We start from the raw sequence: 15,790 nt of genomic DNA, 5'->3' as shown, positions 1-15,790 counted from the left end.
TTCGGACCGGATGGCGTTCCGCACTATTGCAGACACTCTGATCCGGCTGTCCCGTTGTCAGGATGGAGCATTCCGCCATAATCAGACTTTATTTATCGGACGGTGCGGACATGACGACGAAGCCGGGAATTATTCTTCATCTGGTGTCGGGAGGGATCGGGCAGACGCTGGACTCTCTGGCGCGGGCCTGTGTGCCGCATTTTCCGGAGAATGAGTTTGAGGTCCGGCACTGGAATCTAGTGCGGACGCGGACGCAGCTGCGGCGGGTGATGGCGGGGATTGCGGCGGAGCGCGGGCCGGTTCTGTCATCGCTCACGGATCATGAGTTGCAGAAAGATCTGGAGGATGGCTGTGCGCGGGTCGGGGTTCAACTGCTGGATGTGATGAACAGCACGCTGGCGCTGCTGGAGCGTGTGACGGGAACGCAGCCATCCGGGCACGCCGGCGGTCAGTATGTGATGGATGAGAATTATTTCCGTCGCATCGATGCCATGCATTATGTGATCGAGCATGATGACGGGCAGCAGACACGTGAGCTGCGTGAGGCGGACGTGATTCTTGTCGGGGTGTCACGGGCCTCGAAGACGCCGACATGTTTTTATCTGGCGAACAGGGGCATCAAGGCGGCGAATGTGCCGCTGGTGCCGGACACGCCTCTGCCGCCGGAGCTGTTTGAGGCGCGGGTACCGGTGATCGGGCTGACGATCGATCCGGATGCTCTGGTGGAAATTCGCCGTACACGACTCAGTTCGATGGTTGCGGTCCGTCCGGGGGATAAATCGGCGCTGCATGAGACAAGCTATGTCGATCCGGAGGAGGTCCGGGTGGAGCTTCTCTGGGCGCGCAGGCTCTGTGCGCGGCACGGGTGGCCGGTCGTGGATGTGACGCGGCGCTCGATTGAGGAGACGAGTGCCGCGATTCTGGAGATTCTGGAGCATCCGGGGCCGACGAGGCTGCCGGGCTGAAACGCACTTGCAGGGCGCGCAGATTACATCATGCGGGCGTTCCGCTGCGGTTACTGGACGATAATGCGGTAAACGCGCGACGTGCTCCGGCCCATCGGTCCGGTGATCCGCAGGGTGGTGAAGACGGTTCCCTGGAACCCGGGAGGCGGGGTGTAGATCGCGGCGGTGCCGGGACGTTTCTTCACGTTACAGGCGTAACGCTGGCTGTCTGAAGAGGGGTAGGACGGGTAGTACAGGCCGTTTTCGATCGTGACCTGACCCTGTTGCGGCGGGTTTTCGACCTGGATGACGGCGCTTCCGGCGGAGGAGCAGTCCGGCTCCAGGACCACGACTGACTGGAGCGGCACGGAGCGTCCTCCGATGGAGGAGACATCGACAAACTGTCCGGTGGAGGCGACGCTCTGGTTGGCGGCGACGACCTGGAAGCGTTGCGGCATGCAGGCGGCGAGCGCGAGGCAGGCGAGGAGAACGGGCCCGAAGCGCAGGGTTTGCGGCAACAAGGACGGTCGGTTCATGGTCAGGCCCTGTCGGTGAGGTGCGTTAAGATTGAGATGCGGCTGAAGCCGGGCCTATTTTAGGGAATGCCGCAGGAAATGCCACAGCGGCGTGTGCGACAATACGATAATTATCAGTCCGATACCAATTGCGACACGGCCGAGGATAAAGGTTCCGACCTGGCGGAGGTCGCGGGCCGTGGCCATTTCCACGAACGGGTCCTCAGGCGCTTCGCCGTTTTGCGTCAGAATTTCATCTGCCTGACGATTACGCCGTTCGGCCTCCGCGGGTGGCAGACCGGCGCGCAGGAACAGCTCGGTACGGTAGACGTCCAGTTCGGTGGTGCGGTAGCGCCCCGGTGCGAACGGGATCGGTCCGCAACGGGCAATTTCGAGCAGGCGCAGTCTGAGAGTGCCGACACCGAGATAGCGGGCGGCTTCTTCACGGGTGAGCACGCGTTTTCCGGGAAACGCGAAGACCGTCGTTTCGGAATTCTGTGTGTCTGGTGTGGGAAGGGGGCCAGCCATGGCGTCAGGGTCCGTGAAAGCGGGCACAGTGTCAATTTATGTCTGCGTGAGGCTGGGATGTCCGGGCTTTCTGCCCGGTCTGCATGATCGGAACCGGTGGGGTGCGGCGGATGGTTCCGCTCTGTAAAGCCTGTTTTCAGAACGGGGTTTCTGCAGAAGCGCAGGAAACGGATCGGCGCTGACCGGGGAGGTCATGGTTCAGGAGGTTTTCTGATGGATCAGTCGGGTGCCGTATGAATCGAGGAAGGTCGCGGGGCCGGGAACCTGCCGCCCTTCCGGGCGGCAGGCGGAAGTATTTACAGACCGGCGAGGAGTCTGGAGCGGGCGCGGGTGGGGCCGATCATGGGGAGAAGATCGCGGAGTTCCGGTCCCTGTTCCTCGCCGGTGAGAGCGAGACGGAGCGGGTGGAACAGGGCCTTGCCGCTGCGGCCGGTGGCGGCTTTCAGGGCGGTGGTCCAGTCTTTCCAGGTGGTGTCGGACCAGGGAACCTGCGGGAGCAGTTCCGAGGCCCTGGCGAGAAACTCCCCTTCCCCGTCCTGCACGGGCGGGACGATATCGTCATGGGTGACGGTCCACCAGTGAGCGGCTTCGGAGAACAACTCGATGTTGCCGCGGATGGCGAGCCAGAAGGCTTCCGTGGTGCCGGGCGGGAGGCGGCCCTGCACGTCGCTGAACGGTGTTGTCGCGAGGACGCGGCGGTTCAGGGCGAGGAGCTGGCGCATGTCGAAGCGGGCGGAGGATTTCGAGATGTGCGACAGGTCGTATGTCTGTGCGAGCGTGTCGAAATCGAGTGGTTCGGGGTCGTCCGAGCTGCCGAGGCGGGCGAGATAGGAGACGAGGGCTTTCGCCTCGATGCCGTCCTGGCGGAGGGTTTTGAGCGAGAGGGCATCGAAGCGCTTGGAAAGCTTGCCACCGCCTTCGTCGAGCAGAAGCGGCAGATGCGCGAACGCGAAGCGGTTCGGTTTCGCGCCGAGGGCTTCGGCGATGTCGAGTTGCACGCCGGTATTAGTGATGTGGTCTTCACCGCGGATGATATTGGTGATGCCGGTTTCGAGGTCATCGACGACGGAGGCGAGCGTGTAGAGCACGGTGCCGTCGGCGCGGACGAGGACGGGATCGGAGATTGCGGTCAGTTTGACGGAGCAGGCGCCCATGACGGCGTCGGTCCAGGATTTGCTGCCGTCGGAGAGGCGGAAACGCCAGTAGGGCACCTTGCCGTTGGCCTCGGCCTGGGCGCGCTGCTCGGGGGTCATTTTCAGCATGGCGCGATCATAGAGAGGCGGCTTGCGCTGTTTAATCCGCAGTTCGCGCTTCATGGCCAGTTCCTGCTCCGATTCAAAGCAGGGGTAGAGGCGGCCGGTGCGTTTCAGGGCCTGGATGGCGAGGGCGTAACGCTCCAGGCGTTCGGTCTGGCGAAAGGTTTCGTCCCAGCGGATGCCGAGCCATTCGAGATCGGTGCGGATGGCTTCGGCATAGATTTCTTTCGAGCGGCCGGTATCGGTATCGTCGATACGGAGCTGGAAGGTCGCTTTATGGCGACGGGCGAACAAGGCGTTGGCGATCGCCTGGCGGGCGTTGCCGACGTGAAGCATTCCGGTGGGGCTGGGCGCGAAACGTAATTTCATGCGCGGGTTTATGCCGGTCTGCGGCGGAAAATGCCAGAGGGATGGCGCACTGGTGCCAGAGGATGCCGGATGATGGTCATGACGATACCATCGGGGATGCTGCGGTGTCTGCGAGACTGAGCGGGCCGGGGGTCATGCGGGGAAGGTGGTGCACGGAGACTGCTGGAACGGCGCGCATTAAGCGGTCGTTAATATGGACATTGTAGCAGATTCCGGTGGGACTGGCGGACCGGATACCGGCCCTGCGGTTTTTCTCTGACCAGGCTGCTCCGGGATATTCGGGAGCGCGTCTCATTGTCTTTATCCCGATCCGGGTTTGTTCCGTTCCGGGCTTTTTCTGGCTGGTTTTCTCCGGCTTTCGGTTTCGGGAGAGTGACGGCGGATGAGTTCTGTCCGTAGACCATAAGACGCTGGCGGAGATTTTTATCCGATCTGCGCGGCGGCGCTGCCATGGTTGCGGTTTTCGCGATCCTGCCAATGTTGCTCGCGGTCGGTCTGGCGGTGGATTACGGCCGGGCTGTGCAGATGCGCGGCAAGCTGAACGGTATGGCGGATGCGGCCACGCTTGCGACGGTCAGCCCTGCCAGAATCACCGAATCCGAACAGCAGGCGCAGACCGACGCGGAAACCCTGTTCCGGTCTTTTGCGTCCACGGTTTCGGGCGTGACCGTCGGGTCGGTTTCGGTCACGGTGAGTTCGACGGACAGCGAGACGGCCACGGTCAAACGGGTGGTGACGCTCACCTACACGGCGTCTGTCCCGTGCCTGATCGGCGGTCTCGTCGGCGTGTCATCCATTACGCTGAGCGGCATGAGTCAGGCGACCGGATCGGCTCCAGCGAATATCGATTTCTATCTCCTTGTGGACACGTCGCCGTCCATGGCTTTTCCGGCCACGTCCGACGGCATGTCCGCGATGCTGACGGCGACACGGGGACAGAGTTCGGGTGCAGGCTGCGCGTTTGCCTGTCACCAGACCAGCACTTCGAAGACGAATCCTGGCTATACGGCGCTCAGTCCGGCCACGGGGAAATATATCGATAACTACCAGGTCGCTCTCAATCTGGGGATTTCACTCCGGATTGATGTGATCCGTTCCGCGGTGACGGATCTGATTCAGACAGCCAGCGAAAGTGGTGGCGCTGATGCCGCGACCTACCGGCTGGCGATTTCGACCTTTGATTATACTTTCCGGTCTCTGTCGACCGTTTCCGACAACGCGACCGTGCTGACGCAGGCGGCGAACCAGATTGAGCTTCTGCCTGTCTGCACGAATAACAGCCGCGTCTGCGGTGTTTCGGACAGCGATATGGACACGAATTTCACCCAGGCGTTCACGGGGGAAGCCGAAATTCTTCCGGCGGTTTCCGGTGGCGGGGCGAACAGCCAGGGGGATACCCCTCAGGCTGTGCTGTTCCTGCTGACGGATGGCATGCGTGATGAAAACGTCTCCGGCAGCCGGAAGCTCGGGGTCATCCCCTCAGCACTTTGTGACGATCTGAAAACAAACCGGAATATCCGGATCGCGGTGCTTTATACGCAGTATCTGGTCGACGATCTGGAGAGCAACGCCTGGTCCGTGACGAACGTCGTGCCGAAGCTGACACCGACGGACACGATCGGGGCGGCGCTGGAATCCTGTGCTTCGCCGGGGCTTTTCTATCAGGTTTCGACCAATGACGATGTATCCGCTGCCCTGCAGACGCTGTTCCGGCGCACTCTGGCAACGGCGCATCTTTCACAGTAATCTGATGCCTTCCCGGAAAGAGGCCTGGAAAGAAGATCGCGGAGGCGGGGCCGGAGACGGGTGGCGCGGGAGTATTTCCGGGCATTGACGCGCTGTGCGGTGGTCGTTACCGGGGCAGAGCATCAGGTCAGTGAGGACAGTGTCATGACGGCTCCGGCGGCAACTCCCCTGTCGCTGCGCATCCGTGCCGCGGGGGAGGTGCCCGGCGACACGGTTGACAGTGCGGGTAATCTTATTCTGTCGACTCAGACCGTCGCCGCGCTTTCGGCGATAGCGGTGCCGCTGGACGTGAAGGCCAGGACGCCTGTTGTCCGGCAGGGTGATGAAGCGGAGTTCGTCTTTCTGATCCGCTCCGGTGTGATAAAGGCTGAGCATCAGCTTGAAGACGGGCGCACGCAGATCGTGGCGTTTCACTGGCCCGGAGACCTGTTCGGGCTGGCGGATCATGACCTCTATCTCAACTCTGCCGATGCGCTGACGGACTGCGATCTCATCCGGTTTTCACGCCCGGCCCTGAAAGCCCTGTTTCTGACGGAGCCTGGTCTGCAGGGTGATTTCCTGGTGGAGGCCATCGCCCATCTTCGCCTGTCCCAGCGTCACCTTCTTCTGGTGACGCATCAGCGTGTCGCCAAGCGGCTGGCGGGGTTTCTGATCGAGTGCAGCCAGAAGCCGGAATGTTATGACACACAGACCGGGGTGCTGTCCCTGATCATGGACCGGACGGATATTGCGGCCTATCTCAACACGACGGTGGAGAGCGTAAGCCGGATGATCGGGGCGCTGGAAGAGCGGAAGCTGATCACACGGGTGGATGCGCGGCATGTGCGCCTTGATCTGCCGGGGCTGAAGGCGTTGCTGACGCGCTGAGGCCGGTTTTTGCCGGACGGGACAGCGTATCATATCCGCATTGATCCTGTTTCGATAAACCGCTGATGCCAGCAGAGGGATTCTGTCAGAAGATGCGGGGTTTCGCCGCCGTAAACGCCGGTTTCGGCGCGTATGAGATAGTCTTTCAGCATCGGTCTGTACTCCGGATGGGCGCAGCGCTCGATGATCAGTCTGGCCCTCTGCCGGGCCGGGAGGCCGCGCAGGTCGGCCAGCCCCTGTTCGGTCACCATGATCTGAACATCCTGACTGATGTGATCGACATGCGCTGTCATTGGCACGATGGCTGAGATGGCGCTGTTCTTCGCGGTCGACGGGGCCATGAATATGGACAGATGAGAACTGCGGGCGAAGTCTCCGGAGCCGCCGATGCCATTCTGCACACGCGAGCCCATGACGCGGGTGGAATTTACGTTTCCGTAGATGTCGGCTTCGATCATCGTGTTCATGGTGACGCAGCCGAGACGACGGATGATTTCGGGGTTATTGCTGATTTCCTGCGGGCGCAGAATGAGTTTTTCCCGCAGGGTCTCCATGTCCCGGTTGAGGATTTCGGCGGCGTCGCGACTGACGGAAAAGGCGGAGCCGGAGACGGCGCGCATTTTTCCGGAATGGATCATGGCGAGCATGCCATCCTGAATCACCTCAGTATAGGCGAAGAGATTTTCGAACGGACTGTCGACGAAAGCGGCCATGACGGCATTGGCGACATTGCCGACGCCGGATTGCAGCGGCGGCAGAGAGGCCGGCAGCCGGCCGTGGGCGGTCTCGTGGCGGAAGAACTCCATCAGATGGCCTGCGATCTGGCGGGCGCTGTCGTCGGTATCGCGAAAAGAGGCGTTCTGATCGGGCTCGTTTGTCAGAACGATCGCGGCGATTTTGTCGGGATCGACGCGAAAGACCGTCTCGCCGATGCGGTCATCCGGGCGGCGGATGGGGATCGGGAGGCGCTCTTCGGGGTGGAGATCGCCGCCCCAGATGTCGTGCAGACCGTGGATGGCGGGGTTATGCCAGGAATTGACCTCGATGATGACTTTTTCGGCCAGGTCGAGCCAGGTTTTGTTGTTGCCGACGGCGAGGGTCGGGACGATGCCGCCGTCTTCCAGGATGGCGGCGGCTTCTATGACGGCGATATCGACCTTTCCGAAAAAGCCGGCCCTGACCCAGGGTGCGACCTTGCTGAGATGCAGATCGACATAGGCGGTCTCTCCGGCGTTGATTTTCGCGCGCATGGTGGCGTCGCCGTTATAGGGCATGCGGAAGCTGACGCCGCTGGCGCGGGCCAGGGCGCCGTCCAGATCCGGGCTTGTCGATGCGCCCGTGAAAAGGCGGATCGCGAAAGGGTGGCCCTGCGCATGCGCTTCTTCGATCCGGGCGGCGAGAGCGCGGGGCACGGCTTTCGGAGTTCCGGACGGGGTGAAGCCACCGCTGCCGATCGTCATGCCGTTTCCGATCAGTGGTGCGGCGTCTTCCGCGCTGCAGATTTTGCGCCGCAGCGCCGGGGGGCGGACCCGATCCTGTTCCATAGCGGATTGTCTTTCCTGGTCTTATTCTTTTCGGAGTCTTATTCTTTTCTGTTGAAAGCAGGATCAGTCTTCGCGTTCGATGGCGATGGCGATGGCGGTCGCCTCCCCTCCCCCGATACACAGGGCGGCGACACCGCGCTTCTGGCTGCGCCGGCGCAGGGCGTGCAGCAACGTGACGACCAGGCGGGCTCCGGTTGCGCCGATGGGATGACCCAGCGCGCAGGCTCCGCCATTGACGTTCAGCCGGTCGGCCGGGATGTCCAGATCGCGGGCGGCTGCCATGGCGACGACGGCGAAGGCTTCGTTGATCTCGAACAGATCGACATCCCCGGTGCGCCACCCTGCCCTGTCGAGGACTTTTTTTATCGCCGGGATGGGCGCCGTGGTGAACCAGGCAGGTTCCTGAGAATGCGTAGCGCAGGCTTCGATTGTCGCGAGGATGGGAAGGCCTTTGGCACGGGCGTGGGAGCGGCGGGTCAGCACGAGGGCGGCGGCGCCGTCTGCGATGGCTGACGCACTGGCGGCGGTGATGGTGCCGTCTTTCCTGAAAGCCGGTTTCAGCGCCGGGATCTTGTCAGGCGAGATTTTCGGGGGATTTTCATCGGTGGTGATCCGGATATCGCCCTTGCGCGATGCGATCGTCACGGGTTCGATCTCGTCCGTGAACGCGCCATTTTCCGCCGCATTGCGGGCGCTGGCGAGGGTGCGGGCGGCGTAGGCGTCCTGATCAGCACGGCTGAAACTGTAGGCTTCAGCGGTGGCTTCTCCGAAATCGCCCATCGAGCGGCCGGTTTCGTAGGCGTCTTCCAGACCGTCGCGCAGCATATGGTCGATGACGGTATTATGGCCCATGCGATAACCGGTACGGGCTTTCGGCAACAGATAGGGGGCACCGGACATGGATTCCATGCCGCCTGCGACGGCGAGCGTCGCGGAGCCGGCGAGAAGGGCGTCGTGCGCGGTAAAAACCGCCATCATGCCGGAACCGCAGACCTTGTTGATGGTGGCGGCGCCGGTGCTTTGCGGCAGGCCGGCGGCGATCGATGCCTGACGGGCGGGGTTCTGGCCAATGCCGGCGCTGAGCACGCAGCCCATGGTGACGCTGTCGACGGTATCCGGTGCGATGCCTCCGCGTCTGAGGGCGCCGGTGATGGCTGTGGCGCCGAGCATCGGGGCAGTGGCGTCCGCCAGGTCACCGAGAAAGCGGCCCAGCGGAGTGCGGGCGGCTGCGACAATAACGACAGGGTCTTCGTGTTTCATGAGTCTCTCGCAGTCTGGTGAACCGGATCGGCGGCGTGTCAACCGAGGGCTTTTTCAAATTCGGGAACGATCTGGAACAGATCTCCGACGAGGCCGTAATCCGCGATCTGGAAGATCGGGGCGTCTTCGTCCTTGTTGATGGCGACGATGATTTTCGAATCCTTCATGCCTGCCAGATGCTGGATCGCGCCGGAGATTCCGAGTGCGATATAGAGATCGGGCGCGACGACTTTGCCGGTCTGCCCGACCTGGAGATCGTTCGGGGCGTATCCCGCGTCCACGGCGGCGCGGGACGCGCCGATGGCGGCGTTGAGACGTTCCGCGAGCGGGCCGAGCGTGTCGCGAAAACGATCGGCCGAGCCGAGAGCGCGTCCGCCTGAGATGACGATTTTCGCTGAAGACAGGTCGGGACGGTCGCTTTTCGTGACGATCTCTTCCTCGAACCGGGCGCGCCAGGAGGCCTGGGGCACGGCGACAGTTTTTATTTCTGCCGGAGTATCGCCTGCTTCCGCCGGGTTGAAAGCAGAGGTCCGGATCGTCAGAATTCTGATTTTATCGGATGTTTTCACGGTTTCGACCGCGTTTCCGGCGTAGATCGGCCGCTCGAACGTATCCGGAGCGACGATGCGGGTGACATCGGAGATCTGCATCACGTCGAGGCGGGCGGCGATGCGGGGGAAGACGTCCTTGCCGGTGGCGGTGGCCGGAGCGACGATGGTGTCATAGTCACCGGCGTGTTCAAGGATGGTGGCGGCGACGGGTTCGGCCAGGCCGTGTGCGAGGGCGGGATCGTCGGCGACGAGGACGGTGCTCACGCCGCTGAGTTTCGCGGCGGCTTCGGCGACCGCGCCGATATTATGGCCGGCGACGAGAAGGTGGACGGTTCCGCCGGTTGCGCTCGCGGCGGTCAGGGCGCGGGCGGTGGCGTCGCTGAGGGTGTGCTGATCGTGGTCGGCCAGAAGAAGAATGGTCATGGGAGAGTCCTGTGCAAAGGTCGGAGCGGATGATGTCAGGTGCCGGGGATGTCAGAGGACGCCGGCCTGACGGAGATCGCCGACGAGTTCAGCGGCGGAGGAGACGCGGATTCCGGCTTTGCGACCTGCGGGGGGGCGGACGGAAAGGATTGTGAGGCGGCGGGTGGTATCGACGCCGTAATCGGACGGGCTCGTGATAGTGAGCGGCTTTTTCCGGGCTTTCATGATATTGGGGAGCGCGCAGTGACGGGGTTCGTTAAGGCGCAGATCGGTCGTGACGACAGCGGGCAGGGGGAGAGACAGGATCTGGAGTCCGGCATCGATTTCACGCGTGACCCGCAGGCGGTCTCCGTCCACGCTGACGGCGGAGGCAAAGGTGGCCTGGGGCCAGTCGAGCAGTGAGGCGAGCATCTGGCCGGTCTGGTTGCAGTCGTCATCGACTGCCTGCTTACCGAGAATGACGAGGTCCGGTTTTTCCTGTTCGACGACGGCGCGAAGGAGTTTCGCGATTGCGAGCGGCTCCGGGCTGTCATCAGTCTGGATATGGAGTGCGCGGTCGGCTCCCATGGCGAGGGCCTGGCGGAGGGTGTCCTGGGCTTTGGCGGGGCCGATCGAGACGACGACAATGTCTTCGGCATGTCCGGCTTCTTTCAGGCGGACAGCCTCCTCGACGGCGATTTCGCAGAACGGATTGATGGAGAGGCGCATGCCGGTGAGATCGACGCCGGTTTCATCGGCGCGGACGCGAGGGCGGACATTGGCGTCGAGCACCATTTTCACGGGAACGAGAATTGTTTTCATCGTTATTCTCTCACGAGGGATTTGTATTCTGTCAGAACTGTCCGGCGTCGGGGGCCATGACGGACGCGCTGCCGGCGCCGATCTGGACGGCCAGAGAGGCGGTCTGTGGCAGGATGCGGTCGGCGAAGAACTGCGCTGTTGCCAGTTTTCCGGCTGGTTTGTTGCCATTTTCGCTGATGCCGGCTTCCGTCTGTGCATGGGCCATACGCAGCCAGAGCCAGCCGAAGCAGGTGAGTGCGAACAGGCGGAGGTAATCGACGGCGGCGGCGTTGCGTTCTTCGGCGGAGGAGAGGTCGCCGCTGGTGAGGCGTTTTGTGACACTCTCCAGATGAGCAAGCGCGTTTTGCACGGCATGGCGGACGGAGGCGAGGGCCGGAACAGGCTCGGCTTCATCCAGTGTTTTACGGATCAGGCCGAACAGGCGGACGACCGGCTGACCGTCATCGAGCGTGAGTTTGCGGAGGACGAGGTCCTGCGCCTGGATGCCGTTGGTGCCTTCATAGATCATGGCGATGCGGGCATCGCGGACGACCTGCTCCTGCCCCCATTCGCGGATATAGCCGTGGCCGCCGAGAACCTGCTGGCCGAGCACCGTGGCCTCGAAGCCGAAATCGGTCAGGGCGGCCTTGATGACGGGGGTCAGGAGTGCGACGAGACCGGTGGCGGCGCGACGGATTTCAGGATCGGGATGAAATTTTTCCCGGTCCATTTCAAGGGCCGTGAAAAGGGTCAGGGCGCGGCCGGCTTCGGTGAAAGCGCGCATCGACAGGAGCATGCGGCGGACATCGGGATGGTCGATGATCGGGCTTGTGACGGTGGCTCCGGGGGTGCGGCCCTGGAGGCGCTCGCGGGCGTAGGTCACGGCGGTCTGGTATGAGGCGTCGGCCACGCCGAGCCCCTGGACGCCAACGAAGAGGCGTTCGGCGTTCATCATGGTGAACATGGCGGCAAGGCCGCGATGCGGAGCGCCGACGAGCCAGCCCTGGCAGCCATCGTAGTTCATGACGCAGGTGGGCTGGGCGTGGATACCCATTTTATGTTCGAGAGCGCCGACGGAGATGTTGTTGGGGGCGCCGGGAGTTCCTTCTTCGCTAACGAGAAATTTCGGGCACAGGAACAGGCTGATGCCTTTCGTGCCGGCGGGGGCATCCGGCAGACGGGCGAGGACGAGGTGGATCACGTTTTCGGCCATGTCGTGATCGCCGGAGGAAATGAAGATCTTTGTGCCGGTGACGGTGAAGGACCCGTCATCGCGAGGTTTCGCGGAGGTTTTCAGGAGCCCGAGATCGGAGCCGGCATTGCTTTCGGTCAGCGCCATGGCGCCGGTCCAGATGCCGGCGATCATTTTCGGCAGATAAAGATTTTTCAGATCTTCCGTGGCGTGAGCTTCGATTGTTTCGCAGGCGCCGCGGGTCAGGCCGGGGAACAGACCGAAGGACAGGTTGGAGGCCGAGAGCATTTCATCGACGAGAATCTGCACGGTGCGGGGCAGGCCCTGGCCGCCATAATCCGGTGAGGCTGACAGGCCGCCCCAGCCTGCTTCAGAAAAGACTTTATAGGCTTCTGCGAAGCCTTTCGGGGTGATGACTTTTCCGTTTTCGAGGCGGCATCCTTCGATATCGCCCGTCATGTTCAGCGGATAAAGGATTTCCGAACAGAAGCGGCCGGCTTCTTCGAGCACGCTTTCGATCGTGTCGCAGTCCGTATCGGTCTGGGCGGGCATTTCCGCGAAGACGGCATCGGAGCGGAACACATCGCGGAGAAGAAACATCATGTCTTCGACGGGAGCTTTATAGGACGGCATAACCGGTCTCCTTCTTTTCTGTCAGTTTCCAGATGTGCGGTTTCAGTTTCTGAGAGGTTTGCCGGTGTCGATCATCTGACGCATACGCGCGCGGCTTGCTTCGGTGAGAGCGAGATCGAGGAAGTGTCGCGTGACGCGATCGGTGAGTTCGGGCGGGGTGACGGGGGTGTTGTCCCCGGAAAGGATGTCGGCCAGGGCGTCGCCGATGACCCGGTCGTGCGGTGTGAGCGTGGGGAACATGTCTTCAAGAGCGGCATCGAGAACATCGCGCGGCGGAAGCAGGAGATTTATTGTTCTTTCTGGTTCCGGAGCGGTTGCGAGGGCGAGTGTGCGAGCATCGGCGATGAGACGGTCCGCGTTCATCACGATCCCGTCCGTGCCACGCAGAAGATGGCTGGTTCGGGCGGCGAAGGCGCAGGAGGCGGTGGTGCCGGTGAGGACACCGCGCAGCACGGCGGTCGCGGCGTCCGCCGGAGTGAGGCCGGCTTCCTGGTGACGGAGCAGCCATTGGGTGACGCCGGCCCAGCCCGGAAGCAGGCCGACCTGGGATTCGACCAGCCCGATCCGGGCTTCCGCGTGCAGGACAATTCTGTGTGTATGCAGGAGGATTTCGCATCCGCCGCCGACCGCGAGCGCGCCGGCGGCGCCGATGACGGGGAACGGAGTGCGGGCGATGGAGGAGAAAACCTGTTGCCCGTTAAGGAGGAATGCCCTGAGGCTTTCCCGGTCGCCGGCTTCTGAGAGAGCCAGCATGGCTTTCAGGTCGGCGCCGGCGCTGAAGACGGGGCCGTCATTAGCGATCACCAGAGCGCTGAAATATTCGGGTGTTTTCGTGATCGCCGGCTGGACGGCGGCGAGCAGGGCGGGCGTGAACACGTTGAGTTTCGTATGAAATTCGAGCAGGCCGACACCTTCGCCGATATCCCACAGGGACGCGGCCTTGTCGGACCAGACCGGTGTGGCGGCGCGACGCAGCGCGGGGAGTGCGATTACGCCCGCAGGCTCGGGGATGGGAGTGTAGTGGTCCCCGGATGACAGGATTTCACGTGTGCCGTCTGTGACGCGATAGAAGCCGGCTATAGCGGCGCGGAGCAGTGTCGGAACAGGCTGACCGTCACGGGCGAGGCGTTCGGCGAATGCCGGGCTGCCGATGCGGTCGATGAGTTCGAACGGACCGTATGTCCAGGCGTATCCCAGGCGCATGGCTTCATCGACGAAATCCGGTCGTTCCGCGATTTCGGGGACCAGGGCGGCGGCGTAGGCCAGGGTGCGGGACATGACCGCCCAGGCGTATTCTCCCTCGATGCTGTCGGTGTGCAGCAGGGCACCGGGCTCTGCGGGAAGTGCCGGGGGCTCACGCCAGGCGCGGTAATCGCCACTGCGCAGGTCGAGGACCTCGCGGGTGCGGCGATCCTTGCTGACGCGGTAGAAGCCGCCACCGGATTTGCGACCTTTCAGCCCACGTTCGAGCAATGTCGATATCAGGCGAGGCTCGGCCTCCCAGGCGTGGATGGCGTCGGTGGCCGGCAGATTGTCCTGCAGGGAGCGGATCAGGCCTGGCATGAGGTCGATGCCGATGAGATCCCACAGGCCGAACATGCCGGTTCGGGGCAGGCCGAAGGGTTTGCCCATAACAGCGTCGGCGGCCTCGATGTCGATCCCCAGGCGCAGGGCTTCGCCGAGTCCGGCGGCGAGCCAGAAGCAGCCGATCCGGTTGGCGATGAATCCCGGAGTATCCTTGCAGGGGACGATGGTTTTACCGAGGGCGACGGTGATGAAGTCGCTGACGCGGGTAATCGCGTCAGGGCTGGTGCGGGGGCCGGTGACCATTTCCAGCAGGCGCATCTGACGGGGCGGATTGAAGAAATGGGTGATGAGCATGTCGCCGGCCATCGCCGGGCTGGTCTCCGCCACGAGTTCGGCCAGAGGAATGGTGGAGGTATTGGAGGAAACGATGCAGCCGGATTTTCTGACGGTCGCGATATCGGCGAACAGGGCGCGTTTGATATCCAGTCGCTCGGCGACGGCTTCCACGATCCAGTCGCGGTCCGCGAGCAGGGCGAGATCCGTACGGATGCTGCCGGTGCGGATCCGGGAGGCGAATTCGGGGAGCATGAAGCCGCCGGTGCGGATCTGCCGTTCCACGCCTGCGGCCGCGAGGGTGGCGTCGATATCGAGGAGCACGACATCCGCGCCGGCATTGGCCAGGTGGGCGGCGATCCCGGAGCCCATGGTGCCGGCGCCGATGACGGCGCATTTCCGGATACTGGTTTCGGATGAAGGCATGATTGAATCGCTTCTCACGAGATGACGGAATGTGGCGACCTGACGGGAGGGGTGTACATTCCGCGATTCCTCTGGTTTATCTACCAAACACTTGTTAGATTGATGTGGCGGCAGTCGGTGTCTGTTGTCGAGAGGAAAATGATCGTGCTGCGATCACAGGTGATTGAACGAAGTGGCCGGCTGGCTGTGACGGCGCTGAGAGGTTACACTCCGGACCGGGTGCCAGGACGGAGGGTAGGCTGACGATGTCGGGGGTTGCTGTTCAAAGGGCGCGCGCGGGATCTTCCGGCCGGGCGAAGACTGAGGCGCGGGCCGGGGGAGTCCGGTCCGGCGGGGCGGACGACGCTGTTGCTGTCGAGCGGCGGGATGAGATTCTTGAGATTGCGGCAGAGCTTTTTGCCGAACGCGGATACAGGGCGACGTCGATCCGTGACATTGCCGACCGCGCCGGGATGAAGGCGGGATCGCTTTATTATCATATTGCCTCGAAAGAGGCTCTGTTTGTCGAGATTCACGACAAGGCGCTGGATGCCGCTGCCGCACGGGTCCGGGCGGCGATTGCCGGATGCCGCTCGCCCTGGCGGCGGCTGGAGGCGGCGTGCGTGGAGATGCTGGAAATTCAGCTCAATCCTGAATCGCTGACGCTGCCGATCATGAATAATTTCCGGTCGGTTCCGGACGACGTCAAGGCCGAGCTGATCAGGAAACGTGATGAGTTTGAGACGATTTTTCGCGATATCGTCGGGGGCCTTCCCCTGCCCGTCTCGATCGACCGGACGATCTACCGTATTCTGCTGTTACGGCTGCTGAATACGGCGGATGAGTGGTACCGGGAAGGCCGGCTGACGCGGCCCGAAATCGCGTCTCAGATTGTCGCGATTTTCCGGCATTAGGCG

At 62.8% G+C, this 15,790-nt stretch carries 13 protein-coding genes; 4 read left to right on the top strand and 9 right to left on the bottom strand.

Annotated features, from left to right (window positions below; translation table 11 throughout):
* The first annotated feature begins 110 nt into the window (after positions 1–110).
* Entirely contained in the window at positions 111–965 is an 855-nt protein-coding gene (locus GOB93_RS11110; RefSeq protein ID WP_173583567.1) for a pyruvate, water dikinase regulatory protein, read from the top strand.
* A gap of 50 nt (positions 966–1,015) precedes the next feature.
* Here the strand turns inward: GOB93_RS11110 and GOB93_RS11105 are convergent, their stop codons facing one another.
* The 3 genes from GOB93_RS11105 to gltX all read right to left on the bottom strand — a co-directional run bounded on the left by GOB93_RS11105 (position 1,016) and on the right by gltX (position 3,612).
* Entirely contained in the window at positions 1,016–1,480 is a 465-nt protein-coding gene (locus GOB93_RS11105; RefSeq protein WP_173583566.1) for a hypothetical protein, read from the bottom strand.
* 54 nt (positions 1,481–1,534) lie between these two features.
* Positions 1,535–1,987: a hypothetical protein gene (locus tag GOB93_RS11100; protein WP_173583565.1), complete on the bottom strand. Its 453-nt coding sequence runs from the start codon at positions 1,985–1,987 to the stop codon at positions 1,535–1,537.
* A 296-nt stretch (positions 1,988–2,283) separates the two neighbouring features.
* Complete coding sequence (gene gltX / locus GOB93_RS11095; RefSeq protein WP_173583564.1) at positions 2,284–3,612, bottom strand: glutamate--tRNA ligase; 1,329 nt, start codon at positions 3,610–3,612, stop codon at positions 2,284–2,286.
* A 450-nt stretch (positions 3,613–4,062) separates the two neighbouring features.
* Between gltX and GOB93_RS11090 the strand changes: the two genes are divergently transcribed.
* Both GOB93_RS11090 and GOB93_RS11085 read left to right on the top strand, forming a co-directional pair.
* On the top strand, positions 4,063–5,358 hold the full coding sequence (locus GOB93_RS11090; protein WP_173583563.1) for a Tad domain-containing protein: 1,296 nt from the start codon (positions 4,063–4,065) through the stop codon (positions 5,356–5,358).
* A 60-nt stretch (positions 5,359–5,418) separates the two neighbouring features.
* Positions 5,419–6,225 carry a Crp/Fnr family transcriptional regulator gene (locus tag GOB93_RS11085; RefSeq protein ID WP_338422357.1) on the top strand — a complete coding sequence of 269 codons (807 nt, stop codon included), beginning with the start codon at positions 5,419–5,421 and terminating at the stop codon, positions 6,223–6,225.
* Positions 6,226–6,254: 29 nt separating this feature from the next.
* Here the strand turns inward: GOB93_RS11085 and GOB93_RS11080 are convergent, their stop codons facing one another.
* The 6 genes from GOB93_RS11080 to GOB93_RS11055 all read right to left on the bottom strand — a co-directional run bounded on the left by GOB93_RS11080 (position 6,255) and on the right by GOB93_RS11055 (position 14,894).
* On the bottom strand, positions 6,255–7,769 hold the full coding sequence (locus tag GOB93_RS11080) for a succinate CoA transferase (RefSeq protein ID WP_173583562.1): 1,515 nt from the start codon (positions 7,767–7,769) through the stop codon (positions 6,255–6,257).
* A gap of 63 nt (positions 7,770–7,832) precedes the next feature.
* The gene (locus tag GOB93_RS11075) at positions 7,833–9,029 is read right to left on the bottom strand and encodes an acetyl-CoA C-acyltransferase (RefSeq protein ID WP_173583561.1); all 1,197 of its coding nucleotides are present in this window, start codon (positions 9,027–9,029) and stop codon (positions 7,833–7,835) included.
* A 38-nt stretch (positions 9,030–9,067) separates the two neighbouring features.
* Positions 9,068–10,003, bottom strand: coding sequence for an electron transfer flavoprotein subunit alpha/FixB family protein (locus tag GOB93_RS11070; protein ID WP_173583560.1), 936 nt, complete (start codon positions 10,001–10,003; stop codon positions 9,068–9,070).
* Positions 10,004–10,054: 51 nt separating this feature from the next.
* The gene (locus GOB93_RS11065; protein WP_173583559.1) at positions 10,055–10,804 is read right to left on the bottom strand and encodes an electron transfer flavoprotein subunit beta/FixA family protein; all 750 of its coding nucleotides are present in this window, start codon (positions 10,802–10,804) and stop codon (positions 10,055–10,057) included.
* A 31-nt stretch (positions 10,805–10,835) separates the two neighbouring features.
* Positions 10,836–12,608, bottom strand: a complete 1,773-nt coding sequence (locus tag GOB93_RS11060; protein WP_173583558.1) for an acyl-CoA dehydrogenase C-terminal domain-containing protein — start codon at positions 12,606–12,608, stop codon at positions 10,836–10,838.
* A gap of 42 nt (positions 12,609–12,650) precedes the next feature.
* Positions 12,651–14,894 carry a 3-hydroxyacyl-CoA dehydrogenase/enoyl-CoA hydratase family protein gene (locus tag GOB93_RS11055; RefSeq protein WP_173583557.1) on the bottom strand — a complete coding sequence of 748 codons (2,244 nt, stop codon included), beginning with the start codon at positions 14,892–14,894 and terminating at the stop codon, positions 12,651–12,653.
* 245 nt (positions 14,895–15,139) lie between these two features.
* Here GOB93_RS11055 and GOB93_RS22005 point away from each other — a divergent pair, with 245 nt between their 5' ends.
* Entirely contained in the window at positions 15,140–15,787 is a 648-nt protein-coding gene (locus tag GOB93_RS22005; RefSeq protein WP_173583556.1) for a TetR/AcrR family transcriptional regulator, read from the top strand.
* Positions 15,788–15,790: the final 3 nt, after the last annotated feature.

The organism is Acetobacter musti (genome assembly GCF_011516835.1).
GTDB classification, from domain to species: Bacteria; Pseudomonadota; Alphaproteobacteria; order Acetobacterales; family Acetobacteraceae; genus Acetobacter; species Acetobacter musti.
Note: the sequence above shows the minus strand (reverse complement) of the source record. Positions and strands in the feature narration are given on the sequence as shown.